This window comes from Brucella tritici (genome assembly GCF_008932285.1).
In the GTDB taxonomy this organism is placed as follows: domain Bacteria; phylum Pseudomonadota; class Alphaproteobacteria; order Rhizobiales; family Rhizobiaceae; genus Brucella; species Brucella tritici.
The window spans coordinates 834,672-859,063 of record NZ_WBVY01000001.1; the positions used below are offsets into that span (position 1 = coordinate 834,672).

Below are 24,392 nucleotides of genomic sequence, written 5' to 3' on the forward strand. Positions count from 1 at the left end.
TCAGCCTCAGAAATTCCGGGTCAATCCGACATTGATCGTGCGTCCCGGTGCAATATAGCCGGAGCTGGTCTGATAATCCTTGTCAAAAATATTCTCGACCGAGAACTTCAACTGCGACTGCTTGTCGATGGAATAGAGTGCCACGAAATCAGCCGTCACATAGTCTCCAAGCTTCTTGCTGTTCGCAGCATCAGCATAACGCGAACCGCCATAGATCAATCTTGCTGTCAGATCGAGCTTTTCAATAGGAGTGAAATTGACCTCAGCCGCCGCCTTGAAACGTTCACGATAGGGAAGATCCTGGTCCGTATCTTCATCGATTGGCTGCTTCAGATCGACCGATCCCTTGACGCCCCAGCGATCATCGAAACGATGCGCCAATGTGGCTTCGAAACCCGTAACCTTCGCGCTGGCAACATTGTAAGGCAGATAGGATGGCGCGGTGCTCATGATCGCATCGCGCAACCATGTCTGATAGAACGCCAGATCAAGGCTTGTCGAAGCCGTAGCCTGCCAGTTCAAGCCAACTTCATACGAACGGGACTTTTCCGGCTGCAAATCAGGGTTGGCGAAGCCCGGATAATAGAGTTCGTTGAAGGTTGGTGCCCGAAAACCCGTGGCATAGGATGACCGTAAAACAAGGTCTGGCAGCACTTCATAACTCGTACCCAGATTATAGGTCACGACATCGCCGAACTGGCTGTTATGGTCGTAACGCAGCCCGCCATCGAAACGCAGCGCCTCATATTCGAGCGAATATTGACCGAATACAGCAGCCATATCGCGGCTGGTTTCATCATAAGCAACGGTGGTATTGATCTCCTCGCGGTAAGCTTCCACACCAGCGGTCACGGTGTGGTTGACCTTGCCGGTGTCGAAACTCTTTTCAGTCGAGGCAAAGACACCATACCGCTTGGTTTCAAACCGATCCGAACCGCTCACGCCTTTCCGAAAGTTACGGCTGTTGTCGATACCGGTGCTGAATTCCAGTGTCGATGACCAATCCGCCGTATGATCGATGCGTGTTCCGATCTTGCCGGTAAATGCGGCACTATCGGCCTGGTTCGGTGATGGTGCCTTGGCATCATACTGATTGCGCCCTCGGCTAAGGAGACCGTCCGCATAAATTTTACCCCAGTCGAAATCCTTCGACAGCGCAAAATTGAAAGAGCCCTGCAGAAATCCATCGCGATCAGGTTCATGGCCATAGGCATCCGATGTGGTGAAGTCATATCCTTGCGTGCCGGTTATGGCTGCACCGAAGGCATAGTCGACACCGTCGTTGCTCCGTCCCTGAATGGACCCGGACGCATACCCACCCCATGGGTGGCTGACACCGGTAGAAAGGCTGCCACACCAGGAGCGCTCACCGCAGGCACCGCCCTGCTTGGTGATGATATTGACCACCCCACCCATGGCATCGGCGCCGTATTGCGCCGAATGAGCGCCCTTAGCAATTTCAACACGGTCGATGGAACTCAGAGGGATGTTTGCAAGCGCGGTTGCACCGCTTGTCGCCGACGCTGTGCGCACGCCATTGATGAGAACGACCGTCTGCTTGGACGACATGCCGCGCATGTAGATATCCGAAGATGACCCCTGCCCTCCATTCGTCTTGATGGAAACCCCACTATAGGACTTCAGCAGCGACTGCAGATCCGGGGCTGCCGAGCGTTCTATGTCCGCTGAATCGATCACAGTCACGGACGAGGTCGAGCGCTGCAGCGAAGATGCGCGACGCAAGGGCGTGATCACGATTGTATCAAGGACGACACTACCATCGCTGTCTGGCAGACTCTGAGCAAGCGTCGTGGACGGCAGCGCAAGAACACTGGCCGATACCAATAGAACAGATGATTTCAAAAGATGCATTTTCCCTCAACCCGCCGGACCGGAGACCGATACCGGCTTTTCCTCGCACCGCAGGTTGAAGTAATCATGGCACTGAAGTGCCCCTCTTCCCGACGGCAACATTTCAACAATGTCACCGCCACGGACAGCCGCGCCTGGACACACCCCGTATCCATGCATGGGTGACCGGATACGGCAGGTCTCCTGACTTCCGGGTCGTCGCTTTCCCTCCGCCTTCCCGAGTGCATCGACTGCTCTCAGTGGCTTTCACCGCTTACGCGGCTGTGGAGGATAGCTCTCCGGTTACAGTTGCGGGGGCAGTCGCGGCATCAGCCAGAATGGCTTCACCGTGTTCCCTTTTCATCCGCCTCAATAGCGGAACCGTTTCCTGAGAATTGCGATAGCAACATGGTTAAGGATTCGCAACTCCGCTGAAGCGCAATCCGGCACAGAAAACTGAATCACATTCACAAGGAATGGATTCAGCCTCCTGTTTTCAAAGAATTTTCCTATCGCAGGAATGCGCGGAAACGCTGGAGCGCAAAATAAAACAACACCGAGCCAATGACGATCAGTGCCAGGAATTGCGGCCAGACAACACCCAGCCCTGCTCCGCGAAACAGGATCGATTGCGCCAATATGACGAAATGCGTATTCGGCGCTGCCAGCATGATTGTCTGGATGATTTCAGGCATGCTTTCCCGGGGCGTTGTCCCTCCCGAAAGCACCTGCAAAGGCAAAAGCACCAGCATCAGCAACATTCCAAACTGCGGCATTGACCCAGCCGCAGTGGCCAGAAAAATACCAAGGCTGGTCGTTGCGAAAAGCTGGAGCGCTGCACCAACGAGAAACAGCGACACCGACCCATAGATCGGAACGGCAAGCAGCCCCTGCACCACGAAAACCAGTGCAAACGCCGAGGCAACCAGCACGACCAGCCCCATGGACCAAATCTTGCTGACCATGATTTCAACCGGCGTCACTGGCATCACCAATAGATGTTCTATGGTTCCGTGTTCGCGTTCCCGAATAAGTGCGGCCCCCGTCAGGATGATCGATAGCATCGTAACCGATGAAATCACATTGTTGATCGCCCCGAACCACCCCTTGTTCAAATCCTGATTGAACCTCGCCCTGAGATTGAGTTCGACGGGCGTTTGTGCACTACCGCGATAGCGATTGAGGAATTCGCTCACCTCACTCGACACAATCGACTGCACATAGCCGCCACCGGTAAAGGCCTGACTCATTCGGGTTGCATCGACATTGAGCTGAATGGTCGGCGAACGGCCAGCCAAAAGATCACGCTGGAAATTCGGCGGTATGTTCAGTGCAAATGTATCAAGCCCCTCATCCATCCGGGCATCCATTTCGTAGGACGAAATCAGCTTCGGCGGTACGAAATATGACGGATAAAATGCCGTCGTGATCCGGCTCGAAACAGGCGACTGATCTTCATCGACAATAGCTATCGCCGCATTGTTGAGAGTCTCAGGCATCGCCTTGGAAGCCGTATAAATTGCAAGCGTAAAAGCATAGACGATCAGGATCAGCAGCATTGGATCGCGCGCCAGACCGCGCAGTTCCTTCACGCCAAGCTGGAATATGTTGGATATCCGCATCTTAGCTCGCCTGTTTCTTAAGAAGAACGATAGCGAGCGCCATGAGAACCGGCACCGCAATCAGCAGCGGCAAAAACGAACCTGCGAGATCGGCGAACCCCAAGGCCTTGGAGAAAACCCCGCGCGAAATGGTTACGAAATAGGTCGCCGGATAGATTTTACCGATGAACGCGCCCGCACCTTGCAGCGACGATACGGGGTCAATGATACCGGAATACTGCACAGCCGGAATGAGTGTCAGAAGCGCCGTTCCGAAGATCGCTGCGATCTGGCTGTTCATGAAGGTGGACAGCACCAGCCCCATGCCGGTCGCGATCGTGACATAAAGCAGCGCCGCCAGCGCATAAGTCGGAAAACTCCCTGTGAACGGCACCCTGAAAATAAACACCGCAAAGGCTGTCAACATCAGGAAATTCAAAAATGCCAGCCCGATATAGGGCAGTTGCTTGCCGAATAGAAACTCGAATTTCGTCACGGGCGTCACGTAAAAATTGATAATCGACCCCAATTCTTTTTCGCGAACCACGCTCAACACTGCCAGCATCGAAGGGATCATGAGCAGCAGCAACGGAATGACCGCCGGCACCATTGCCACGAGGCTTTGCACATCGGGATTATAGCGGTAGCGTATCTCCAGATTGAAGCTGCCGACATTCGCCGCACTACCGTAAAGCTCCCGGGCTTTCTGCGTCAGCCAGTTGGCGTGCATGCCTTGAACATAGCCTTTGATTGTCTCGGCTCGTGTGGGCATAGCGCCGTCAATCCAGGCGGCAACTTCCACCGGGCGCCCACGCATGACATCTGCGGCAAAATTCGGCGGTATCTCGATAGCCAGACTGATCTCGCCATCCCGCATTCGCCGGTCCAGATCATCGTAGTCGGTTATGGGAGGCTGTTCGGAAAAATAGCGCGAACCTGCAATTTGCTGCGTGTAATCACGGCTGATCGTCGTATCGTCACGGTCGAGCACCGCAAATTTCAGATTCTCGACATCCAGGTTAATACCATAGCCAATGACAAACATCAGGATGACACTACCGAGTATAGCCAATGTTGCGCGGATCGGATCGCGTTTCAGTTCAAGCGCCTCGCGCCGCGTATAGGCCAGCATTCGCCGCAAGTCCGGCATCCAGCTTGAAGCCTTCTTTGGATGCGTTTCGCCTGCCTCTGTTATCTGTTCTGGGACAATTGCAGGCGATGGCGCTGACTGTTCTGTTTCACCAATGGCGTCCTGAAGATATGCGACGAAAGCTTCTTCCAGAGTCTCAGCATGGCGACTTTCGGTAATCGCCTTAGGCGTATCGCTAATCAGAACTTTACCTGCATGCATCAGCGAAATCCGGTCGCAAAGCTCGGCTTCATTCATGAAATGGGTAGAAACGAAGATCGTAACATTGTCCGTGCGCGACAGATCGGCGAGGATTTGCCAGAAAGCGTCACGAGCGACCGGGTCCACACCCGATGTCGGCTCATCAAGAATGAGAATATCAGGTGAATGGATCAAAGCCACAGCCAGTGACAGGCGCTGGCGGATACCGAGCGGCAAGGCGTCGGGTAAGGAATCCATAACCTCAATAAGATCGAAGCGTTCGGTCAATTCCTGAATACGGCGCTCGGTCAGATCCGGTGCCATATCGAACAATTTGGCATGGAGTTCCAGATTCTGACGAACGGTCAACTCTGAATAAAGCGAAAACGCTTGCGACATGTATCCGACATGACGGCGTATATCGATATCCTTGGGATCGACCTCTCGCCCGAACAGCCGCGCCGTTCCCTCACTGGCAGGCAACAACCCGGTCAAAACCTTCATGGTCGTGGTCTTGCCGCAACCGTTGGACCCCAGAAATCCGAAGATTTCACCACGCGGAATTCGAAAACTTACATCATTCACGGCAGTGAAGTTGCCGAAGCGAACAGTGACGTGTTCTGCCTCAATCGCGATCTCAGCATCCGCACCGAAATCGCGATGTGGAATTTCGATATCCTGATGGTCTTTCCGCAATTCCTCCGGCAAGAGCGCGATGAAAGCCGCATCGAGATTGGGAGTGTTGGTGCGCTGCAGCAATTCGTGCGGTGTACCCGTCGCCAGAATCTGCCCATCATTCATAGCGACCAGCCAGTCAAAGCGCTCGGCCTCTTCCATATAGGCCGTGGCGACGATGACACTCATTCCTGGCCGATCCTTGCGGATGTCATCAATCAGCTCCCAGAACTGGCGCCGAGATAGAGGGTCAACACCTGTCGTTGGCTCATCGAGTATAAGCAGGTCCGGATCATGGATGAGCGAACAGCATAGGCTGGTCTTCTGCTTCATCCCGCCTGATAGCTTGCCAGCCGGGCGGTCCGCGAAAGCCGACATGCCCGTGCGCGCCAGAAGATCGACGATACGACGCTCACGCTCTTTTCGATTATGTCCGAACAGCCGTCCGAAAAAGTCGATATTCTCGAACACCGAAAGCGTGGGATAGAGGTTCTTCCCAAGCCCCTGCGGCATATAGGCGATACGGGGATAAGCAGACTGAAGATGCCGCTTATCTGAAATATCACCGCCGAGAACCTCGATGCGTCCCTGTTGCATCGTTCGCGCTCCGGCGACCAGCGATAACAGGCTCGATTTCCCAACCCCGTCAGGCCCGATCAAACCAACCATGCAACCAGCGGGAATATCAAGGTTCACCTCGCGCAGAGCATGTGCCTTCTCGTAGGACAGTCCTACGTCTTGCGCGCGGACGACAAAGCTGTCGTCTTTGGCGCCAGCTTCGACAGGAACGTCGTTCATTTCACGGTTTCCGCAAGATTTTTCGGCCACTCAGCATTAGCGTCAAGCTTGACATAAGCCATGCCCGGCAATCCGGTTTTCACCTGCTGGATATATTTTTGAAGCAGTTCTTGCGGGATTTTCGCCTTTACGCGGAACATCAGCTTCTGGCGCTCTTCCTCCGTTTCAACGGTCTTCGGCGTAAATTGGGCCACGTCAGCCACAAAGCTGATCTTTGCAGGAATGACATATTGCGGCGCGGCATCGAGAACGATCCGGGCATCGGCACCCATGGCCACCCGCCCGGCCTGCGCCGTCGGCAGGAAGAAGGTCATATAAACGTCGCTGACGTCGACAAGATTGAGCACCCTCCCACCTGCGGAAAGTACTTCTCCCGGTTGGGCAACGCGGTATTGAACACGTCCTGGCTTGGGCGCCCTCAAAGTGGCGTCGTTGATATCTGCCTCAATGCTTGCGATTGCGGCCTTGGCGGCCTCAACCGATGCCTCGGCATCCACCACCTGCGCCTTGGCTGCCCCAATGGCTGCTTCCGTGGCCGCAAGCTGCGCCTTGGCTGCACCGACAGCCGCTTCTGCGCCCTGCGCCGTCGCGCGATCATCGTCCAAAACTTGCTGGGAAACCGTGCGCGATTGCGTCAATTGCTGGGAGCGGACCAGACGACGTTGGGCAGCATCCAGTTGCGCTTCCCGCTGTGCCACGGTCGCCTCTGCAGCCGTGTGCTCGGCTTCGCGCTGCGTGACAAGACTGCGCGCCGTCTCTATACCAATCTCTGCCCGGCGCAATTGCGCCTCAGCCTGCTTGCGCTGACTTTCCAGCTGATCCGTATCCATGCGTGCGAGAATGTCATTGGCCTGCACGAAATCGCCCTCATCTGCAAGGATTTCGCGAATACGGCCCGGACTCTTCGTCGAAATATCGATCTCAACCGCCTCGATGCGACCGTTGCCCTTGGCGATACCTTCCGGCAACCCATCGCCGTTCAACGCTTTCCAGGCATAATACCCGCCTGCGGCAAAGACGATAATCGCTCCTGCCAGTATCCATTGCTTACGGTTGAAAGCCATAATGAAACACCCTCATTGCCATCGTCGTCACAATGCCGTCTTCAGATGAAGCACCGGCAAGCGGTCACTGTCTGCAAGGGGTTTCATTATCCCCCGCCCTGCCTCCGGCATCGGCCAGAACCTTCTTGGGAGGATATGGAACTACCTTTTCATTTAGCAACCGGTGAATTGGGGGAGCGATCCAAAAACGCAAACTCCCGGTTGAATCTGCTCTAACCACGGTGGCAATCATCCGCCTTGATTAGGATCAAGAACCGCTAAAATATACAACAAGGTTGTTGGAGACGCGGGTGCTGATTTGATGAAACAGAGGGGAGCAACGCCGACAGCACCCGCTGGCTGTCGATAGGCGACGTTACGGAAAGATCGCGCTCATGCGCTCGACAGATTGATTTAGCCGGGGTGCCATTCGAGTAGGGCCTCGGCACCCCGGGTCACCGACTCTGGTGGAAACCGGCAACGATTGTTCGTTAGCACCCGCTCAAACGAAGCTCTTTGATTTCAATCAAACAAGCGACAATTCAGCAATCCATCATCACTTTTTTCCGTCAGCTTTCAGCGGTTTGCATTTGCCCCACGTCTTCTTCAGATAGTTCGACACACCTTTGAGCTTCGGATCAGAGAGGAACCCCTGACGAAATAGAATGCTCCCCTTCACCTCTGGCAAAGATTCATTGAGTTCTAGCTGGCGCTTGATTTCGGTCACACCTTCACCCGCCTGCCAGCTGGGTTCGAGTGTGGTTCCTGAGCCGGCCCGATAGAGTGCGAGACCGATGTAGAGATCTGTCTTCGTGTCACGAACCGTATCGGCCCACCATTTCGCAATCGTCCCGTAGGACACATCCTTGCGGCCAAAGGACCAGTAAATCTGCGGCGCGATATAGTCGATCATCCCTTCTTTCACCCAACGCCGGGTGTCGGCAAAATCTCCGTCATAATTGGTTTTTCCGGCGCGGGTTGCAGAACCGCGCGGATCGTCGGCAGCGTTGCGCCAAACGCCGCTCGGGCTGATGCCGAAACGAACATTTGGTTTGATGGATTTTATCCTGTCCGAAATTTCCCGCACCAGCGTATGGGTGTTGTAGCGGCGCCATTCGTATTTGCTCGAAAAGCGTGTGCCAAACCGTGCATATGATTTGTCGTCATCGAGTTTCGATGATGCTGTTTCGTAGTAGAAATAATCATCGAACTGAATGCCGTCGACATCATATTTCTGCACGACCTCTGCCGTCACATTCGTCACCCACTCGCGAACCGCCGGAATACCGGGATCGAGAACATAACGGTCGGCCGAAACGCTTACCCAGTCGGGGTGGGACTTGAAAACACTGGCTGGCGACTCGTTTGACGAATTCCGCAATTCCTTGCGGGTAGATGGCTTCGTATCCATCGAAACACGATAGGGATTAAGCCATGCATGCAGTTCTATGCCGCGCTTATGCGCTTCCTGAATTGCAAACTTCAGCGGATCAAAGCCCGGATCTTTGCCTAGAGTTCCCGTCAGATAGGACGACCACGGTAAATAGGATGACTGGTAAAAAGCATCGGCAGTCGGCGAAACCTGAAAGATGACAGCATTGATACCATGCTCGGATGCTTCATCGAAAAGCCTGAGCAGCTCTTCTTTCTGGCGCTTTATGCGTTCGACATCGTCCTCGATGCGGGACGAACTGCGCGACGGCCAATCGAGATTGAGAACTGTCGCGATCCAGCTGGCATGAAATGCGTCGCAGTCGAGGGGCATGCAATCGTTCCGTCTCAATAACTCGTCAGGCAAGGGATTTGATATGGCTCTTTAACGCATTAAAGCGCCGTGCGTCCATTTGAACGCACAAAGGTCGCTCTAATTTACTAGCACTACGCATCGTTGTTTCCAAAAATCGATCCCGGTTTTTGGATCGATGCTGTAGCTTAAAGATAGGAAAGCAACAGCGAGGGCAGCATGTATAAGAATATTCTCGTAACCACCGATGGGTCAGAATTTGCAGAGCGCGGGCTCGTCCACGCATTTAAGCTGGCACGTACTGTCGGCGCGAAGGTGACGGTACTGACTGTGACCGCTCCCTATTCTGTTTCAGGGCTTCCTGGCGGTTGGACGGATAGCCCCGCCTTCATCGAGCGTTTCGAGCAGGAATGGAACGAATACGCCGATAAATCCCTCGCCCGTGCTCGCGAACTGGCGGCTGAAGCTCAAGTCGAGGTCCATACATTGCATGAGGTTGCCCCACATCCGGCGACATCCATCATTGAGACAGCCAAGGAACTGCGCAACGATCTTATCGTCATGGCTTCCCATGGTCGTCGCGGACTGAAAGGTATGCTTCTTGGCAGTCAAACCTACGAAGTCCTGACGCGCAGCAACACACCGGTTCTAGTGGTAAAATAAAGCCACATCGAAAGGGCCCGAAATTATCGGGCCTTCTTCCTTTTCAGCCAGTCTGGTGACCCGTCGCGCTTTCGATATCGATACGGAAGAAGATCGGTTCAAGTTTGCGTTCGTGTCCGTCCTTCGCGACCGTCTTTATGTATGCCGGTTCCCACCAGGTCGGTTCCGAAGCCATAAGCGCGACGATCGCATTTTTTTCGTCATCACGATCGATTTCCCGATAATGACCGTTCAGCACAACGGTGCGCCAGTTGGTCCGAGACTCGATATGATCGAAAAGGATACAAACCGCATCGTTCTTGCGCAGGGCTTCGGTCTTCTGCCCGTCGGTAGTAAAAGAATAGAGCGAACCACCGCTGAACCGAAAACTGAGTGGTATGATAAAAGGACGATTATCGAGAACATAAGCCAGCCGCCCCAGATGGGTGTGCTGTATCATGTCACGGATATCGTATTCCGACATTTCCCTGATCATCATGGCTCGCCTCCGCCGTTTGCTTATCTATCGATAAACTAACATAGGGCAGCGTTATGGCTTTGACCGTAATCAAAACACAAGCAGGGCCAGATTCTCAAACGAACAGACGCCCTTCCGCGATCTTGACCGCCGTGCCTCCAATCCGCGCTCCTGTGAGCTGTTGCTTGGCGACATCCAGTTCAAGACGAATCCGCGAAGGCCGCCCCATCTCCATTCCCTGCTCGATCCACCACTGCGAACTGCCATCAACAGGCTTGTCGTTTTTCTGGATCATGCCTGCAAAGGCGGCAGCAGCCGAGCCCGTAGCCGGATCTTCATAGACATTCGCACCCGTTACGAACATGCGCGCGTGGAAATTACTGTCGAACAAAATTGTTTCGCGACAATAAACGTATATCGGCAAAGGCCGGCCATCAACGTGCGGCAGGCTTTCGCTCACGTAAACTGGGTCAATGGACACTTTTGCTGCAGCAATCAGATTATGAACCGGTACGAGCAGATAAGGCGTACCTGCGCTCCAGACGGCGGGTACATGGTTCTCAAATCCAATTTCATGCGTGCCGAGACCAATCGCGGCGGCCGCCTCTTCCTTCTCGACCTTGACGTCAACTCGCTCTGGCAAGCGTGGCAGATCAAATTCTGCAAATGCGCTATTTTCGCCAAGTATGACACCACAGCGAACAATACCGACCTTTTCTTCCAGAGCTACGAGCCTGTCAGTCTCATCACCCGTTTTGCGACGGCGAGCAAGCGACACGGCGGCGCCCACTGTCGGGTGCCCGGCAAAGGGAAGCTCATAATCAGGTGTGAAGATACGCACCGCCGCTTCATGCGCGGGATTGCTCGGAGGAAAAATGAATACCGTTTCGGAAAGATTGAACTCGCGTGCGATGGCCTGCATACGCGTATCGGTCAAACCTTCGCTATCATGGACGACAGCCAGCGGATTTCCAGCCAGAGCCTTGTCGGCGAAAACGTCGAAAACCTCATAGAATCTGCCGGAAACGGCGGCGTCACTCATCCCTCATTCTCCCCTCGACTTGCTCACAAAACCGACCGCAAGGACGATTTCACTCCAATGCCTCATGCTTGGCATTATCTGCGAGCATAGCCAATTTCGCGCCGCTGTCATCTGCAAGTCCGACCAAGTTTAGCGATTATTGAAATGCCAGTCGGCAAACGCTCGCACATAGGACGGTGTTGCGTCACCCATCGCACCCGCTGCCTTCACTGGTATGATCTCAGATAGTTCCGGTTCTTCCTCACCAGAAAGATATTGTTCAATCCGCGACACCAGTTCCGGTGATGGCACATCAAAATAGTAACGGCGGAAAAGCGCGATGCTGCGGTTTCCGGTCACGAGACTGATTTGCTGCTCCGCGCGCGCATCGAGAAGATCGAGACCCGTTTCCTCGCGAACCTCCCGTTGCCGATTGGCGTCATAATCGACATAGCCATCAACAATGTCATTATCATCCACCGAGCCTGCCGGAAAATAGACCCTTCCCGCACCCGCATTCTGTGCACTCATACGCCCGGCAATCAAATGCCCTTCGCTCGAGACAATCACGCCGACACCGAAAATATGCCACGGACGTTCTTGCGATACGTCACGTCGCCAGTGCATCAGGGTTGCAAAACTGGTGCGCTTGAACCCGGCATGAAAAGCGCTGCCCGTCAATTCAGCTTCCGGTGCCAGATAGAACTCGCCATCGAACAAAGTGGGGTTCGCAGCCCGCTCATGCGTCCAGTTCGAAACAATCGCTTCCCTGTTCTCCACGGTGTACGGCAGAGGACCAGACAGCACCCGAACCTCAGCACTATCGATAATGTGGACGGTGTTTTCCCGAACCTGTTTCATCGCTCAAACCATGTTCAATGTCACTGCGACCGGGCAATGATCGCTTGCCTTCGGGCGATCCCATCCAGTTCGGGGATAACGATCAACCTGCTGGTCGGGTGGAAATATAGTGCGCCAGGGCTGCCCCCGCCGGATGATATTTGGAACCGCCTTCTCATTCTTCTCAGCGAATGAAGGTGAAGCCATGATGTAATCGAGCTGGCAAAGATGACGCTCTTGCGGCCCGCGCGTATGGTAAAGTGTCCAGCGATCCATAACGGGGCGGCGCTCGACCAGGTTGACCGCGAAGCCGTCCCCTAAAAGCACGTCGAGCGCGCTTTCTTCTTCAACCATGGGCGTGAACTGATAGCCATTCCATTCATCGCCGCCGATAATGATCCGCTCACGGTAATCATTGAAATCACCGCAAATCAGCCAGCGGCGATTTGCAACATTAGACGACCCGAACTTATCCTCGATGATACGGCGTATGGCGCGTGCCTCTGCGCGTCGCACCGGCAGAGATGCTGTCCGTCCATCAAATCCGTTGCGCGCACCCGTCATCGATTTCATATGAGTCACGAAAAGCGATATGGGCTTTCCTGCAATGCGGAAATCCACATTCAGACAATCCCGCTTGAAAATGCGATCATGAGCCTGGATCCCCAGTTCGGCGAGAACCGGCTCATAGAGACCAAAATCATTATAAGTTACGTAGGCATAGCTCGTGACTTCATCGACCTCGATAGGCTGTCCGTCCCGTGTCGTGTCGCGCATCATAACGGCAACATCGATCCCACGGCTGTCATTGCCATCTATGAGATATTTATGCCGGAAGCCATGGCCTATCATCTTGAAAAGATAGCCATACTCGAAGGCATTGAGCGCAGCGAGATTGTCCACTTCCTGCAGGCAAAGAATATCAGCCCGTGTTTCGGCAATAGCGAGCGCTGTCATCTGGCGCGTATCGTCTGCGTGCGCTACAGCGCGTGCCTGCTCGAGAAGGCGATATTGCGCCTCATCGTTGATTTCGAACAATTGCAAGGTGCGATCCTGATGCAATTCATTGCGAAAGCCGGAAAAATCGAACCGGCGCATCAGATTTTCGACATTGAAAGTGGCTATGGTAAACATGTCTTCGCAATCTCTCTGCTTGCCGTGCGATTGGCAAGAGGATGATTTCCGAAACCAATAAATTTCTGCCGAAGCAGTGACTTGGATATAGAATATACCCATATATCGGGAGAACTTTGATTGAAGCGAGCCGAAACGATGCGAAAAATTCTGTGCCTGACGATACTGACAGGACTGTTCGTTGCGGGCATTGCAAGTGTGAGTTCAGCCGTCGAACTGCGTAACAGCCAGTATCTTCCCTCGCTGAAACCGAGCGGGCCATTGATTATCGGCGGTCAGGCCGGTGCCAATCGCACAGATCCCAGCGCTCGCAACTGCTATGGTTCAACGCTTTGCCGGGAAAGTGGAACTTATGTTACCGAACACGGCGTATTGAACTACAAGAACGGCGATGCCCTGCAATATCGACGCACGATGCAACCGCCAACCGCCGGTGCGCGGCCAAGCAGCAACCATATTCAGTGGTGTTCAAACCGCTATCGCAGCTATCGGACATCCGACAATACGTTCCAGCCATTGGCCGGTCCGAGAACAGGCTGCAATTCGCCATTCCAGTAAGAAAAAAGCCGGGTAAAAACCCGGCTTTTTTATTTCCACCAACTCAGGCAGCAGCGGATTTCGTATGAGTCCGTATCAAACGGCCAAGGCGCTTGATGCCCTCATCAATCATCTCATCATTGGCGCATGAATAGCTGAGACGCAGCGTATTGGCACCGGTGCCATCGGCAAAAAATGCCCGACCTGGAACAAACGCCACTTTTTCACTATCGATGGATGCAGCGAGCAGCGCGGCACCATCCATACCTTCCGACAGCGTAACCCAGATGAACATGCCGCCTTCAGGCTTCGTCCAGCTTGTGGTTTCCGGCATATATTTCGCCAGCGCTTCAAGCATCTTGTCGCGGCGGTGCTTATAAACCTTGTGCAGCTTTGCCACCTGAGCACCAAAGCCGTTGCTCGCAACGCGCTGAATGGCGATCTGGTTGATCGTGGACGAATGAAGGTCCGCAGCCTGCTTCATCAGCACAAGCTTGCGAATAACCGGCTTCGACGCAACCACATAGCCAACGCGCAATCCCGGAGCCAGCGTCTTGGAGAAAGAACCGCAATAGACGGTGCGGGTCTTCTCGATGTCACCACCGTTCCGGCCAATGTCGAGCGCCAGGATCGGCGAAATCGCATCACCATTGTAGCGAAGATACTGATAGGCAGCATCTTCGATCACCGGAATGTCGAGTTCATCCGCCTGAGCGAGCAGTTTCTCGCGCCCGGCAAGATCGACAGTTTCGCCGGTTGGGTTGCTGAAATCGGCGGACAGATAAGCAAACTTGACCCGGCCGCCAGCCTTCTTGGCAGCTTCAGCGTAGGATGCTGGGGTACGATTGCCGTTGATCGCCAGCGTATCGTAGTTCGGCTCATAAGCGTTGAAAGCCTGCAGCGCGCCGAGATAAGTCGGCGCGGTCACAAGTGCTGTATCAGCAGGCGACAAAAACAGCTTGCCCAGATAATCAAGAGCCTGCTGCGAACCCGATGTGATGAACACATTGTCTTCCGTGCAGGGAATGCCGATCTTGGCGAGCTCACCTACCAGCCAGATGCGCAGCGGCTTGTAGCCTTCCGAAACAGAATATTGCAGCGCGGCATTGGCTTCAGGACCAGTAAGAATATCCTTATAGGCTGCCTGGAATTCTTCGTGCGGGAAAAGAGCCGGATCAGGAATTCCGCCCGCAAACGAAATAATATCTGGACGTTCCAGAAGCTTCAGCAGTTCGCGGATTTCCGATGCGCGCATACGTTTCGAGCGCGTTGCAAATACATTTTCCCAGTCCAACACGGGAAATCTCCTCAATTAGGCTATCCGTACATTTTACGGAACTTGTAATAGCTAAGTCTCCTCAAAACTTGGCTATTGGATGTGAAGCTCTAGCGCACTTTTCAGCAGACGAGAACAGCTTTTCCCATGCTTCTATGGAATAAAGATATTCGGAATTGTTTTGGCCTTCAAAGTGCACGAAACGAAAAAACTGGCGCAGAATTTGGGTTATTTTCGTTCGCCATATGCTCACGATCACCCCCGTTACAACGCACCATGTATGAAGGGGGCGCAAGAAACGCCCCCTCTTTTCATGTTTCATCGAATTTCAAAATCAGATGATATTCCGGCTCTGGCGTTTGCATCATTTGCAGACAACCAAAACCTGAAACCCACTGTTTTTAGTTACGTGCCTTGTCGACGAGCTTGTTCGCTGCAATCCACGGCATCATGCCGCGGAGCTTTTCGCCGACTTCTTCGATCTGGTGGCTGTCGTTGTTGCGACGAATGCCCTTGAAGCGCGCTGCACCTGCACGATATTCCTGCATCCAATCGGAAGTGAACTTGCCGGTCTGAATGTCCTTCAGAACGCGCTTCATTTCTTCCTTGGTTTCAGCAGTGATGATGCGCGGACCGGTGACATATTCGCCCCACTCGGCAGTGTTCGAGATCGAGTAGTTCATGTTGGCGATGCCGCCTTCGTAGATCAGGTCCACGATCAGCTTCATTTCGTGCAGGCACTCGAAGTAAGCCATTTCCGGCGCGTAGCCAGCTTCAACCAGAACTTCAAAACCGGTGCGGATCAGTTCGACCACGCCGCCGCAAAGAACGGCCTGTTCTCCGAACAGGTCGGTTTCGCACTCTTCCTTGAAGGTGGTTTCGATGACGCCCGAACGACCGCCGCCAACGCCCGAAGCGTAGGAGAGAGCCAGATCATGAGCATTGCCCGAGGCGTCGTGATGAATGGCGATGAGACAAGGAACGCCACCGCCCTTCTGGTATTCGCCGCGAACCGTATGGCCTGGGCCCTTCGGTGCGATCATGACGACGTCAATCGACTTCTTCGGCTCGATGAGGCCGAAATGCACGTTGAGACCGTGGGCGAAAGCGATTGCCGCGCCATCACGAAGATTGTCGTGAATGTGTTCCTTGTAGATGTCAGCCTGCAGCTCGTCAGGGGTTGCCATCATCATGAGATCGGCCCACTTGGCGGCATCGGCGACGTTCATCACTTCAAAGCCGTCAGCCTGTGCCTTCTTCGCGGTTGCAGAACCTTCACGAAGGGCAACACGCACGTTGGCGGCACCGGAATCCTTGAGGTTCAGCGCATGGGCGCGGCCCTGGCTGCCATAACCGACGATAACCACCTTCTTCGACTTGATCAGGTTAACGTCTGCATCCCGATCGTAGTAAACGCGCATTTCCTTATTCCCTTCGTTCAGATTGTTCTTCGGCTTTCTTGCGTCCACCGATGTGATTAGGCCCCATAAAGGGCAAAAAACTGCTTGGTGGCGCGCCGGGCATCCCGGATGACCACGTCGTCAGTCAGTTCCAGATGGTCGCCAAGCAGCAACCGTATTTGCATGTCCCGGACGACAAGCCCGAAAAACGTGCGAAATGCCTCATCGATATCGTCGAAGGCCAGTAAACGTGCCTCCTGCCCCATATGGAGAATGGGTTTGAGGCGCTTGGCCATGGCCACAGGACCGTTGGCAAGAACGATATCGCCCAATGTCGATTTTCCAGACGCCGCATGGCTCACCGCCAGCCGGTTCAAGGCAATCGATGTCTTTCCCGACAGAACCAGCAGCCAGTCGCGTGCGAAATGCTCCAGGCTCGAGAAAAGAGATTCCGCATCCAGCTTCTCGCGGGTCAGCGGCACAACACGGACCTTCGATGCCTGCCAGCGAACCATCGCCGTCAGCAGACCATCGCGATCACCAAACCATTTGTAGAGGCTTTCTTTCGAGCAGTTGGCGGCACGTGCAATGCTTGCCGTCGTCAAAGCGCGATCCCCGCCCTCCACTAGAAGGCGCAACGCCTGCTCCAGAACATCGTTCTGACGCGGCGAAAGAGCCTGCTGCTTTTGAGCCTGCAATTCGTCGCTGGTATCAGTCACGGGCCTCTTCCTCCACCTTGTACCGTACGGTACGGTTCCCAATTCATAATTATTGTTTCGTCAGTGGTCAAGCATGTTTTCTAAAATTGCAGCCGCCTGACACGGGAATATTTTTTATCGACATCAAATGCAAAAAAGCGCCTCCCCGAAACCGGGAAAGCGCCCTTTAAAACTATCGATTCCGATGGATTTACAGATTCACCTGCGTTCCAATTTCCACCACACGGCCGGTTGGAATCTGGAAATATTCTGTCGCGTCAGACGCGGTTCGGGCGAGCAGAATAAACAGCTTGTCCTGCCAGAGCGGCAAGCCGGAATGGGCCGATGCCTTGAGCGAACGGCGCGACAGGAAGAACGACGTCGTCATGATGTCGAATTTCCAGCCAAGCTTGCGGCATATGCCAAGCGCGCGCGGAATGTTCGGCTGCTGCATATAGCCGAAAGTGAGCGTTACCTGCATGAAGCGCTCGTTATATTGGGACACGCGCGCACGATCAGCACTTGAAACCCATGGTTTCGATGCGGTCACAACCGTCAGTATGACATTGTTTTCGTGCAGAACTTTATAGTGTTTCAGGCTGTGCATGAGCGCAGTCGGAGCACTCTTTGGATCACCCGTCAGAAACACCGCCGTGCCCGGAACGATGGTCGGCGGACGTTTGGTCATTTGTTGAACGATGAGATCAAGCGGAACTTCAGCCTTACGCGTCTTGTGAAAGAGGTGCCGCGTCCCCCGCACCCAGGTCCACATGATCAGGACGAGCACGACGGCAATACCGATCGAAGCCCAGCCGCCCTCATGAACCTTGATGATATTCGCACTGAAGAACATGATATCGATGATCAGGAAGCCGAGAATAATCGGCAGGGCGCGGCTCACGCGCCAGTTCCAGATACGGGTCATCACGATATAAAGAAGAACCGTGGTGACCAGCATGTTGCCAGTGACGGCAATGCCATATGCTGCTGCCAGATTGCTGGACTTCTCGAACCCAAGCACCAGAATGACCACGGCCAGCCCCAAAAGCAGATTCACGCGCGGAATATAAATCTGGCCATGCAGCTTTTCCGACGTGTGCTGAATTTCAAGGCGCGGCAGAATGTTGAGCTGAACAGCCTGGCGTGCCACCGAATAGGCACCAGTTATTACCGCCTGACTTGCAATCACGGTTGCCGCCGTTGCCAGCAGAACCATCGGCCAAAGCGCGAAACTCGGCATCATCTGGAAGAACGGCAATGCTGCCGCTTCACCATGCGACAGGATGAACGCAGCCTGCCCGAAATAATTGAGCAGCAGGCATGGGAACACCACCCACAACCATGCACGTACGATCGGCTTGCGTCCGAAATGCCCCAGATCGGCGTAAAGAGCTTCAGCGCCGGTCATCGCAAGGAATACGGCACCAACTGTAATAAACGCCACACCGGGACTGACCGTCAGAAAGTGTACCGCATAATAGGGATTGAGCGCCATCATAACCGTGGGGTCATCGAAAATATGCCATAGGCCCGACGCACCCAACGCCAGAAACCACAATGCCATGATCGGACCGAAGACGATGGCGACCTTTCCCGTGCCCAATTTCTGCACCGAGAACAGCGTGACGAGAATAACGACTGTTATGGGAACCACGAATGGCGTTAAGTCTGGAGCGACGATCTCAAGACCTTCCATTGCCGAAAGAACAGAGATTGCAGGAGTAATGACCGCGTCACCAAAGAACAGCGCTGCACCGCAGATGCCGACGCCCAGGATCAGATCAGGCCTGCCTTTCAGCGCACCTCTGACAAGCGCCATCAGCGAAAGAATGCCGCCCTCGCCGTTGTTGTCCGCACGCAAAACGAACAGCACGTATTTGATGGTCACAACCAGCGTCAGCGCCCAGAAGATCAGCGAAACAACACCAAGAATGTCGCTACGGGAAAGAATGCCATCGCTCGCCGCCGCATGGAGGGCTTCGCGAAAAGCATAGATAGGGCTGGTGCCGATGTCACCGTAGACAACGCCCAGCGCCCCAAGCACCAGCGTCTTCATGCTCTCATTGTGCTGCTCGGCATCTTCTGCAAAAGCGACGCTTTCAGGAACACCGACGGCAGGCATAGCGGCCTGTGCCGGCGTGTCATTGCCATTTAGCTCGCCGCTCATATGCAGGCACCTCGCAACTTCCTGAAAAGATTCTGGCTGGAGTTACTGGGGATCGAATTGAGATAATGAGCGTATTCGCAAAAAGTTGCGAATTGCCGCATTGCTGCCGTAGCGTTGCCGAAATCAGCATTAATCATGGACATGGCGCCGATTGAAAGTGGCGATCTGCCCGAATGCAATGACAATAGACTTGCCTCGGCGCGGAAAGCAGATGTCGGAAAACTGCTTCAATGCTTCCCTCATACGATCCTGCGCCCCCCAACGCGTATGAATAGTGGCGGACGCCTAAAGCTTGTCTCACACGAATGCAAATGCGCTTTTTGCACAGCTCCAGTCTGAGCCATGCATCAAGTGCATTGACAGACGCGTTACGCAAGGGCCGCGATGTAGCGGCTGACCGTTACCGGCATCCCATACATCAGTGCATCGGCGGTCAGTCCGTGTCCAATGGAAACTTCGCTCAATTGCGGGATACGTTTCACCAGCGCCGGCAGATTGTCTACTGTCAGATCATGTCCCGCGTTAATATCGAGGCCAAGCTCCGTAGCGGCATTTGCAGCTTTTTCCAGTCGATCCAGCTCGCGCACCGCAGCTGCCGGGTCATCATAGGTTGCACCATAAGGGCCCGTGTAGAGTTCCACACGATCCACACCGATTGAAGCCGCTCGTTCGTAGCCTAGCGGATCGGGGTCCGCGAACAAGGATACACGCATACCACCGGCTTTCAGGCGAGCCACGATTGGAGCCAGAAAGTCAGCCTTCGACACAAAGTCCCAGCCATGATCCGAGGTCGCCTGCGTTGGATCATCAGGCACGAGCGTCACCTGTTCTGGCTGATGCTTCTCCACCAGATCAAGGAACGCTTCGCTTGGGAAACCTTCAATATTGAACTCTGCCTGCGGAAATTCATCATCGATCAGAGCGCGTATATCGCCGAGATCGGAAAACCGGATATGACGCTGATCGGGACGGGGATGCACCGTCAATCCGGCAGCTCCGGCGGCAAGAGCAGCGCGGCCCAGACCGGTAACGCTTGGCCATGGCAAATCGCGCCGGTTTCGCAGCATCGCAACAGCGTTGAGATTGACCGATAATTTCGCAGGCATTGGAGACTCCCGGATGAATATTCCGCTTTATAACGCCTGCCATGAAAAAATGTGAGTGTTTTGCCGTCGCACCGCAACCGCAATCCCCAATCATGAAATCTGCCTGCAACAAACGGGGTTTGCGGAGTTTTCCAGTTCGCATCAATTTGTAAGTGACCGCAACCTTTGTCCCTGCTCGGGCGTTTAAACCGATCGATAAATGGAGGTCTATGATGCGAAATGAGGACATACCTGTCATTCGCCGCATTCCAACAAACAGGGAAGACGTTTTCGCTTTTGCAATTGAAGGACATCTCGACGATGCCTCACTGGAGAATCTCTACGGGCTTCTCGACGCAGCTTACGAAACGCATGAAGAAATCGATCTACTGATCCGCCTAACCGGCTATGAAGGGGTCGATTGGACGGCTGCGTTCTCAGAAAGCATGCTCTCCATGCGTTCAAAGTCTCTCAAAAAGCTTCGTCACTATGCAATCGTTGGCGGTCCCTTGTGGATACAGGCCAGCATAACACTCATGCAGCCTTTTCTGTCCATAGAGCTTCGCGCTTTCGAAGCAGACGAAGAAAACGAAGCCTGGGAGTGGCTCAGCGCCCAACCAACAGACGAATAGTTATTTTACAATGGTCAAACGTTCGGCTGCACGCGTGATCGCCGTGTAAAGCCACCGCTCACGTGTATCGCGAAACGCGAAACTTTCGTCAAAGAGCACGACTTCATCCCACTGGGAACCCTGCGCTTTGTGTACCGTCAAGGCATAACCATAATCAAAATCGTCGTAGCGCTTTTTAGTCTGCCAGGGAATTTCACTGTCGGGATCTTCGAACTGTGCCTTGAGCAGCTTGATCTTCGCCACACCGCGATCATCGTCCTCAGGTGTAACCAAAAGATTGATGCCGGGCTTCACCGTTTCCTTGGATGATGTCATCACCTTCCAAAGTGAACCGTTGAGAAGTCCCTTGGCGGGATCGTTACGCAGGCAGACCAGCTTGTCGCCAGCCTGTGGGTAATCCGCAGTAAAGCCTTTCAGCTCCCGAAGGCGCTGGTTATAGCGGCGGCGCGTACGATTGGTGCCGACGAGCACCTGATCGGCAGACAGCACCATTTCCTGATTAACGTCGCCTTTTCCGATAACCCTTGCGGCACCATGGTCACCATAGGGAAGCTCACGCCCTTCCCGCACATCGAGCGCCATACGGATGATCGGATTGTCCTGCGCCTGACGATGAATCTCGGTCAGGAGATAGTCGGGATCGTGTTCCGTGAAAAAACCACCTCCGGAAATAGGAGGCAACTGCCCCGGATCGCCAAGAACGAGGATCGGAGTGCCGAAACTCATCAGATCGCGTCCCAGCGCCTCATCGACCATGGAACATTCGTCGACGACGATCATCGCCGCTTTGGCGACAGGGCTTTGCCGGTTAAGCGAGAAGGTCGGCGCGATGGAAGTCTTGCCAGTCGTTTCGTCTTCAATCGCTTCTTCGCCACGTGGGCGGTAGATCAGCGAATGGAGCGTGCGGGCATTGCTGGCGCCTTTCGAGCGTAGCACCTGCGCCGCCTTGCCGGTAAAGGCTGCAAACTGCACATCGCCGTCCACATGCTCGGCGAAATAGCGGGCAAGCGTCGTCTTGCCCGTACCCGCATAGCCGAACAATCTGAAAATGGGACTGCGGCCGTCTTTAAGCCATTGCCCGACGGCCTTCAGCGCCTGATCCTGTTCCGGTGAAAACTGCATGATCCTTTCAGACAGGATTCGCCGCCTGAAAACAAGATCAAACCGTGATCAAACGTTTTTGCTCACCAGCGCCGCAAATCTGTCGAGATCGACATTGCCGCCGCTGACGATCACGCCCACACGCTTGCCTTGCAGCTTCGACGCTATCTGTCGTGCGCCAGCAAAGGCGAGACACCCCGTAGGCTCGACCACCATTTTCATCCGACTGGCGAAGAATTTCATACCTTCAACCAGTTCATTGTCGCTGACAGCCAGAATATCGCGAACAGTTTCGCGGATAATGGCAAAGGTCATGTCGCCGAGAGCTTGCGTCTGGGCGCCATCCGCCAGAGTCTTCGGCACATCGATGCGAACTATCTTGCCAGAGCGGAAAGATTGCTGACCGTCGTTCCCCGCCTCCGGCTCCACGCCGTAGACGTCACAGCCCGGTGATAAGGCTTTCGCGGCGAGCGCCGAACCTGCAAGCAGGCCGCCACCGCCGAGACAAACGAACAGAGCGTCAAGCGGACCCGTTTCCTCGATCAATTCCTTGGCCGCAGTTCCCTGCCCAGCGATAATATCGGGATGATTGAACGGCGGAATGAGGGTCAGCCCACCCTCTTCGGCCAGCCGCTTCGAGAGCACATCGCGATCTTCTTCATAGCGGTTATAGGTAACAACCTTCGCGCCATAGCCCCGCGTTGCATCAAGCTTCGCGCGCGGCGCATCCTCAGGCATGATGATGGTCGCGCCAATGCCGAGCAATTTTGCTGCGAGCGCAATTGCCTGCGCGTGATTGCCGGACGAAAAAGCCAGCACACCTCGCGCCTTTTGCTCATCTGTAAACCGCGACAGAGCATTGAAGGCACCACGAAACTTGAACGCACCGATGCGCTGGAAATTCTCGCATTTGAAAAAGAATTGCGCACCGGTTTCGCGGTCGATAGTTGATGATGTGAACACCGGCGTATGGTGGGCGTAACCTTCGATCTGCTTTGCGGCCGAGATCACATTTTCATAAGTTGGAATCTGCTTCATCATTCGCCTCTTCATTCTCTATTTCAGCATCGGCCACAGGCTCAGAACGAGCAGCAAGGCCATAATAAGATTGAACCACTTCAATCGAACAGGATCGGAAAGCCAGTTGCGCAGCAATGTGCCAAATCCTGCCCAGACCGAAACGCTCGGCAAATTCACAATCGCGAATGCAGCGCTGACCAGAAGCACGGCGACATAATAGTTGTCGTGATTGGCATAGGTGGCAATTCCCGTGATCGCCATTACCCAAGCTTTCGGGTTGACCCACTGGAACGCCGCTGCCTGCAAAAAAGTCATAGGCTCGGCTTTATCGCGATGTTTTGCCTCTCCGATGGAACGCGACATGGCAATTTTCCAGGCGAGATAGAGCATATAAGCACCGCCCGCGAACTTCAGCGCGGCATAGAATGACGGAACCGTCTCAATCAAAGCGCCGAGACCGAAACCAACCGCCAACAGCAATATGAAAAACCCGACACCGATACCAAGCATATGCGGGATCGTACGGCGGAAACCGAAATTTACACCGGATGCCAGAAGCATCAGATTGTTTGGTCCCGGCGTAACGGATGACACGAAGGCGAAGACAAGAAGCGCCAGAAAAATTTCAACAGACATAGGACGGCCCCAATTTACGGGGACAAATTAGCTTAATAAAAAACCGGCACAATCGAAACATTGTGCCGGTTTTCAAACATATTGTATCGATTTTGTCGGAAGCTTTTACATGCCTTCTGGACCGCGGTTCATGGCTGCGACACCGGTACGGCAGGTCTCAACCAGCCCGAGCGGTTTCATGATCGAGATAAACTGATCGATCTTGGCGGTCTTTCCGGTAATCTCCAGAATGAAGTGATCAGTCGTCGCATCAACCACCTTGGCCTTGAAAGCGTCGGCAAGGCGAAGCGTTTCGGCTCTTGCCTCACCTTTGCCAGCGACCTTCACCAGCGCTAGCTCACGTTCGACAGGACGATCGTGGCCGAGTTCAAAGGCGCGGTGGCTGAGATCGACAACGCGGTGAACCGGAACAATACGAGCCAGCTGGTGGCGGATCTGGTCGAGCACATGCGGCGTGCCGCGCGTCACGATTGTAATGCGCGACAGGTGCTTTTCATGCTCGGTTTCCGAAACCGTCAGGCTTTCAATATTGTAGCCACGCCCAGAGAAAAGACCGATCACGCGGGCAAGGACGCCCGGTTCGTTGTCAACGAGTACGGCAAGCGTATGCGTTTCCGGCGTTTGCGTTTCGGCTGCAATGAAATAGGCCGATCCGGAAGCTAGGTTCTGTGCATTCATGATTT

21 protein-coding genes and 1 riboswitch are annotated in these 24,392 nt (G+C 54.2%); of the genes, 3 read left to right on the forward strand and 18 right to left on the reverse strand.

The window, feature by feature from the left end; translation table 11 throughout:
• Window positions 1-6: 6 nt before the first annotated feature.
• From F9K94_RS04170 to F9K94_RS04195, 5 genes are all read right to left on the reverse strand, one after another.
• A complete protein-coding gene (locus tag F9K94_RS04170) occupies window positions 7-1,872 on the reverse strand; it encodes a TonB-dependent receptor domain-containing protein (RefSeq protein ID WP_151643804.1) in 1,866 nt (621 codons plus the stop codon).
• Between the two features lie 156 nt (window positions 1,873-2,028).
• A riboswitch (cobalamin riboswitch) is annotated at window positions 2,029-2,252 on the reverse strand.
• Between the two features lie 108 nt (window positions 2,253-2,360).
• Complete coding sequence (locus tag F9K94_RS04175; protein WP_151643806.1) at window positions 2,361-3,473, reverse strand: ABC transporter permease; 1,113 nt, start codon at window positions 3,471-3,473, stop codon at window positions 2,361-2,363.
• Window position 3,474: 1 nt separating this feature from the next.
• Entirely contained in the window at window positions 3,475-6,255 is a 2,781-nt protein-coding gene (rbbA, locus tag F9K94_RS04180; protein ID WP_151643808.1) for a ribosome-associated ATPase/putative transporter RbbA, read from the reverse strand.
• Window positions 6,252-7,319, reverse strand: coding sequence for an HlyD family secretion protein (locus F9K94_RS04185; RefSeq protein ID WP_061346059.1), 1,068 nt, complete (start codon window positions 7,317-7,319; stop codon window positions 6,252-6,254). The genes rbbA and F9K94_RS04185 overlap by 4 nt, the downstream gene beginning before the upstream one ends.
• A gap of 535 nt (window positions 7,320-7,854) precedes the next feature.
• Complete coding sequence (locus F9K94_RS04195) at window positions 7,855-9,063, reverse strand: glycoside hydrolase family 10 protein (protein ID WP_151643810.1); 1,209 nt, start codon at window positions 9,061-9,063, stop codon at window positions 7,855-7,857.
• A gap of 198 nt (window positions 9,064-9,261) precedes the next feature.
• Between F9K94_RS04195 and F9K94_RS04200 the strand changes: the two genes are divergently transcribed.
• Complete coding sequence (locus F9K94_RS04200; protein WP_151643812.1) at window positions 9,262-9,705, forward strand: universal stress protein; 444 nt, start codon at window positions 9,262-9,264, stop codon at window positions 9,703-9,705.
• A gap of 43 nt (window positions 9,706-9,748) precedes the next feature.
• On the opposite strand, the gene F9K94_RS04205 is transcribed toward F9K94_RS04200, so the two are convergent.
• The 4 genes from F9K94_RS04205 to F9K94_RS04220 form a co-directional block, all read right to left on the reverse strand.
• A complete protein-coding gene (locus F9K94_RS04205) occupies window positions 9,749-10,183 on the reverse strand; it encodes a pyridoxamine 5'-phosphate oxidase family protein (protein WP_151643814.1) in 435 nt (144 codons plus the stop codon).
• A 94-nt stretch (window positions 10,184-10,277) separates the two neighbouring features.
• Window positions 10,278-11,204: a PhzF family phenazine biosynthesis protein gene (locus F9K94_RS04210; RefSeq protein ID WP_061346055.1), complete on the reverse strand. Its 927-nt coding sequence runs from the start codon at window positions 11,202-11,204 to the stop codon at window positions 10,278-10,280.
• 129 nt (window positions 11,205-11,333) lie between these two features.
• Window positions 11,334-12,044 (reverse strand): NUDIX domain-containing protein, encoded by a 711-nt coding sequence (locus F9K94_RS04215; RefSeq protein ID WP_151643816.1) that lies wholly within the window; start codon window positions 12,042-12,044, stop codon window positions 11,334-11,336.
• Between the two features lie 3 nt (window positions 12,045-12,047).
• Window positions 12,048-13,157, reverse strand: coding sequence for an endonuclease/exonuclease/phosphatase family protein (locus F9K94_RS04220; protein WP_151643818.1), 1,110 nt, complete (start codon window positions 13,155-13,157; stop codon window positions 12,048-12,050).
• Window positions 13,158-13,295: 138 nt separating this feature from the next.
• Between F9K94_RS04220 and F9K94_RS04225 the strand changes: the two genes are divergently transcribed.
• Window positions 13,296-13,715: a BA14K family protein gene (locus F9K94_RS04225; RefSeq protein WP_061346470.1), complete on the forward strand. Its 420-nt coding sequence runs from the start codon at window positions 13,296-13,298 to the stop codon at window positions 13,713-13,715.
• Between the two features lie 43 nt (window positions 13,716-13,758).
• On the opposite strand, the gene F9K94_RS04230 is transcribed toward F9K94_RS04225, so the two are convergent.
• From F9K94_RS04230 to F9K94_RS04250, 5 genes are all read right to left on the reverse strand, one after another.
• The gene (locus F9K94_RS04230; RefSeq protein WP_151643820.1) at window positions 13,759-14,991 is read right to left on the reverse strand and encodes an aminotransferase-like domain-containing protein; all 1,233 of its coding nucleotides are present in this window, start codon (window positions 14,989-14,991) and stop codon (window positions 13,759-13,761) included.
• Window positions 14,992-15,371: 380 nt separating this feature from the next.
• Window positions 15,372-16,391, reverse strand: a complete 1,020-nt coding sequence (ilvC, locus tag F9K94_RS04235; RefSeq protein ID WP_061346051.1) for a ketol-acid reductoisomerase — start codon at window positions 16,389-16,391, stop codon at window positions 15,372-15,374.
• Between the two features lie 56 nt (window positions 16,392-16,447).
• The gene (locus tag F9K94_RS04240; RefSeq protein WP_109989083.1) at window positions 16,448-17,089 is read right to left on the reverse strand and encodes a TetR/AcrR family transcriptional regulator; all 642 of its coding nucleotides are present in this window, start codon (window positions 17,087-17,089) and stop codon (window positions 16,448-16,450) included.
• A 190-nt stretch (window positions 17,090-17,279) separates the two neighbouring features.
• Window positions 17,280-19,235, reverse strand: coding sequence for a potassium transporter Kup (locus F9K94_RS04245; RefSeq protein ID WP_151643822.1), 1,956 nt, complete (start codon window positions 19,233-19,235; stop codon window positions 17,280-17,282).
• 368 nt (window positions 19,236-19,603) lie between these two features.
• Complete coding sequence (locus F9K94_RS04250) at window positions 19,604-20,341, reverse strand: pyridoxine 5'-phosphate synthase (RefSeq protein WP_151555664.1); 738 nt, start codon at window positions 20,339-20,341, stop codon at window positions 19,604-19,606.
• Between the two features lie 212 nt (window positions 20,342-20,553).
• On the opposite strand from F9K94_RS04250, the gene F9K94_RS04255 reads away from it, so the two are divergent.
• Window positions 20,554-20,952: a SpoIIAA family protein gene (locus F9K94_RS04255; protein ID WP_192799237.1), complete on the forward strand. Its 399-nt coding sequence runs from the start codon at window positions 20,554-20,556 to the stop codon at window positions 20,950-20,952.
• On the opposite strand, the gene F9K94_RS04260 is transcribed toward F9K94_RS04255, so the two are convergent.
• The 4 genes from F9K94_RS04260 to ilvN all read right to left on the reverse strand — a co-directional run bounded on the left by F9K94_RS04260 (window position 20,953) and on the right by ilvN (window position 24,387).
• Window positions 20,953-22,074: an ATP-dependent DNA helicase gene (locus F9K94_RS04260; protein WP_109989079.1), complete on the reverse strand. Its 1,122-nt coding sequence runs from the start codon at window positions 22,072-22,074 to the stop codon at window positions 20,953-20,955.
• A 48-nt stretch (window positions 22,075-22,122) separates the two neighbouring features.
• Entirely contained in the window at window positions 22,123-23,091 is a 969-nt protein-coding gene (locus tag F9K94_RS04265) for a threo-3-hydroxy-L-aspartate ammonia-lyase (RefSeq protein WP_151644128.1), read from the reverse strand.
• A gap of 18 nt (window positions 23,092-23,109) precedes the next feature.
• The gene (locus F9K94_RS04270) at window positions 23,110-23,709 is read right to left on the reverse strand and encodes a LysE family translocator (protein ID WP_151555662.1); all 600 of its coding nucleotides are present in this window, start codon (window positions 23,707-23,709) and stop codon (window positions 23,110-23,112) included.
• A gap of 105 nt (window positions 23,710-23,814) precedes the next feature.
• Complete coding sequence (ilvN, locus tag F9K94_RS04275; RefSeq protein ID WP_061346045.1) at window positions 23,815-24,387, reverse strand: acetolactate synthase small subunit; 573 nt, start codon at window positions 24,385-24,387, stop codon at window positions 23,815-23,817.
• Window positions 24,388-24,392: the final 5 nt, after the last annotated feature.

Excerpts from the sequence above, each read along its gene's own strand:
- rbbA (WP_151643808.1), bottom strand. The coding sequence starts at position 6,255 with ATGAACGACGTTCCTGTCGAAGCTGGCGCCAAAGACGACAGCTTTGTC.
- F9K94_RS04245 (WP_151643822.1), bottom strand. The coding sequence starts at position 19,235 with ATGAGCGGCGAGCTAAATGGCAATGACACGCCGGCACAGGCCGCTATG.
- F9K94_RS04205 (WP_151643814.1), bottom strand. The coding sequence starts at position 10,183 with ATGATGATCAGGGAAATGTCGGAATACGATATCCGTGACATGATACAG.
- F9K94_RS04265 (WP_151644128.1), bottom strand. The coding sequence starts at position 23,091 with ATGAAGCAGATTCCAACTTATGAAAATGTGATCTCGGCCGCAAAGCAG.
- F9K94_RS04185 (WP_061346059.1), bottom strand. The coding sequence starts at position 7,319 with ATGGCTTTCAACCGTAAGCAATGGATACTGGCAGGAGCGATTATCGTC.
- F9K94_RS04270 (WP_151555662.1), bottom strand. The coding sequence starts at position 23,709 with ATGTCTGTTGAAATTTTTCTGGCGCTTCTTGTCTTCGCCTTCGTGTCA.
- F9K94_RS04220 (WP_151643818.1), bottom strand. The coding sequence starts at position 13,157 with ATGTTTACCATAGCCACTTTCAATGTCGAAAATCTGATGCGCCGGTTC.
- F9K94_RS04255 (WP_192799237.1), top strand. The coding sequence starts at position 20,554 with ATGCGAAATGAGGACATACCTGTCATTCGCCGCATTCCAACAAACAGG.
- ilvC (WP_061346051.1), bottom strand. The coding sequence starts at position 16,391 with ATGCGCGTTTACTACGATCGGGATGCAGACGTTAACCTGATCAAGTCG.
- F9K94_RS04210 (WP_061346055.1), bottom strand. The coding sequence starts at position 11,204 with ATGAGTGACGCCGCCGTTTCCGGCAGATTCTATGAGGTTTTCGACGTT.
- ilvN (WP_061346045.1), bottom strand. The coding sequence starts at position 24,387 with ATGAATGCACAGAACCTAGCTTCCGGATCGGCCTATTTCATTGCAGCC.
- F9K94_RS04215 (WP_151643816.1), bottom strand. The coding sequence starts at position 12,044 with ATGAAACAGGTTCGGGAAAACACCGTCCACATTATCGATAGTGCTGAG.
- F9K94_RS04225 (WP_061346470.1), top strand. The coding sequence starts at position 13,296 with ATGCGAAAAATTCTGTGCCTGACGATACTGACAGGACTGTTCGTTGCG.
- F9K94_RS04250 (WP_151555664.1), bottom strand. The coding sequence starts at position 20,341 with ATGCCTGCGAAATTATCGGTCAATCTCAACGCTGTTGCGATGCTGCGA.
- F9K94_RS04170 (WP_151643804.1), bottom strand. The coding sequence starts at position 1,872 with ATGCATCTTTTGAAATCATCTGTTCTATTGGTATCGGCCAGTGTTCTT.
- F9K94_RS04195 (WP_151643810.1), bottom strand. The coding sequence starts at position 9,063 with ATGCCCCTCGACTGCGACGCATTTCATGCCAGCTGGATCGCGACAGTT.
- F9K94_RS04200 (WP_151643812.1), top strand. The coding sequence starts at position 9,262 with ATGTATAAGAATATTCTCGTAACCACCGATGGGTCAGAATTTGCAGAG.
- F9K94_RS04260 (WP_109989079.1), bottom strand. The coding sequence starts at position 22,074 with ATGCAGTTTTCACCGGAACAGGATCAGGCGCTGAAGGCCGTCGGGCAA.
- F9K94_RS04175 (WP_151643806.1), bottom strand. The coding sequence starts at position 3,473 with ATGCGGATATCCAACATATTCCAGCTTGGCGTGAAGGAACTGCGCGGT.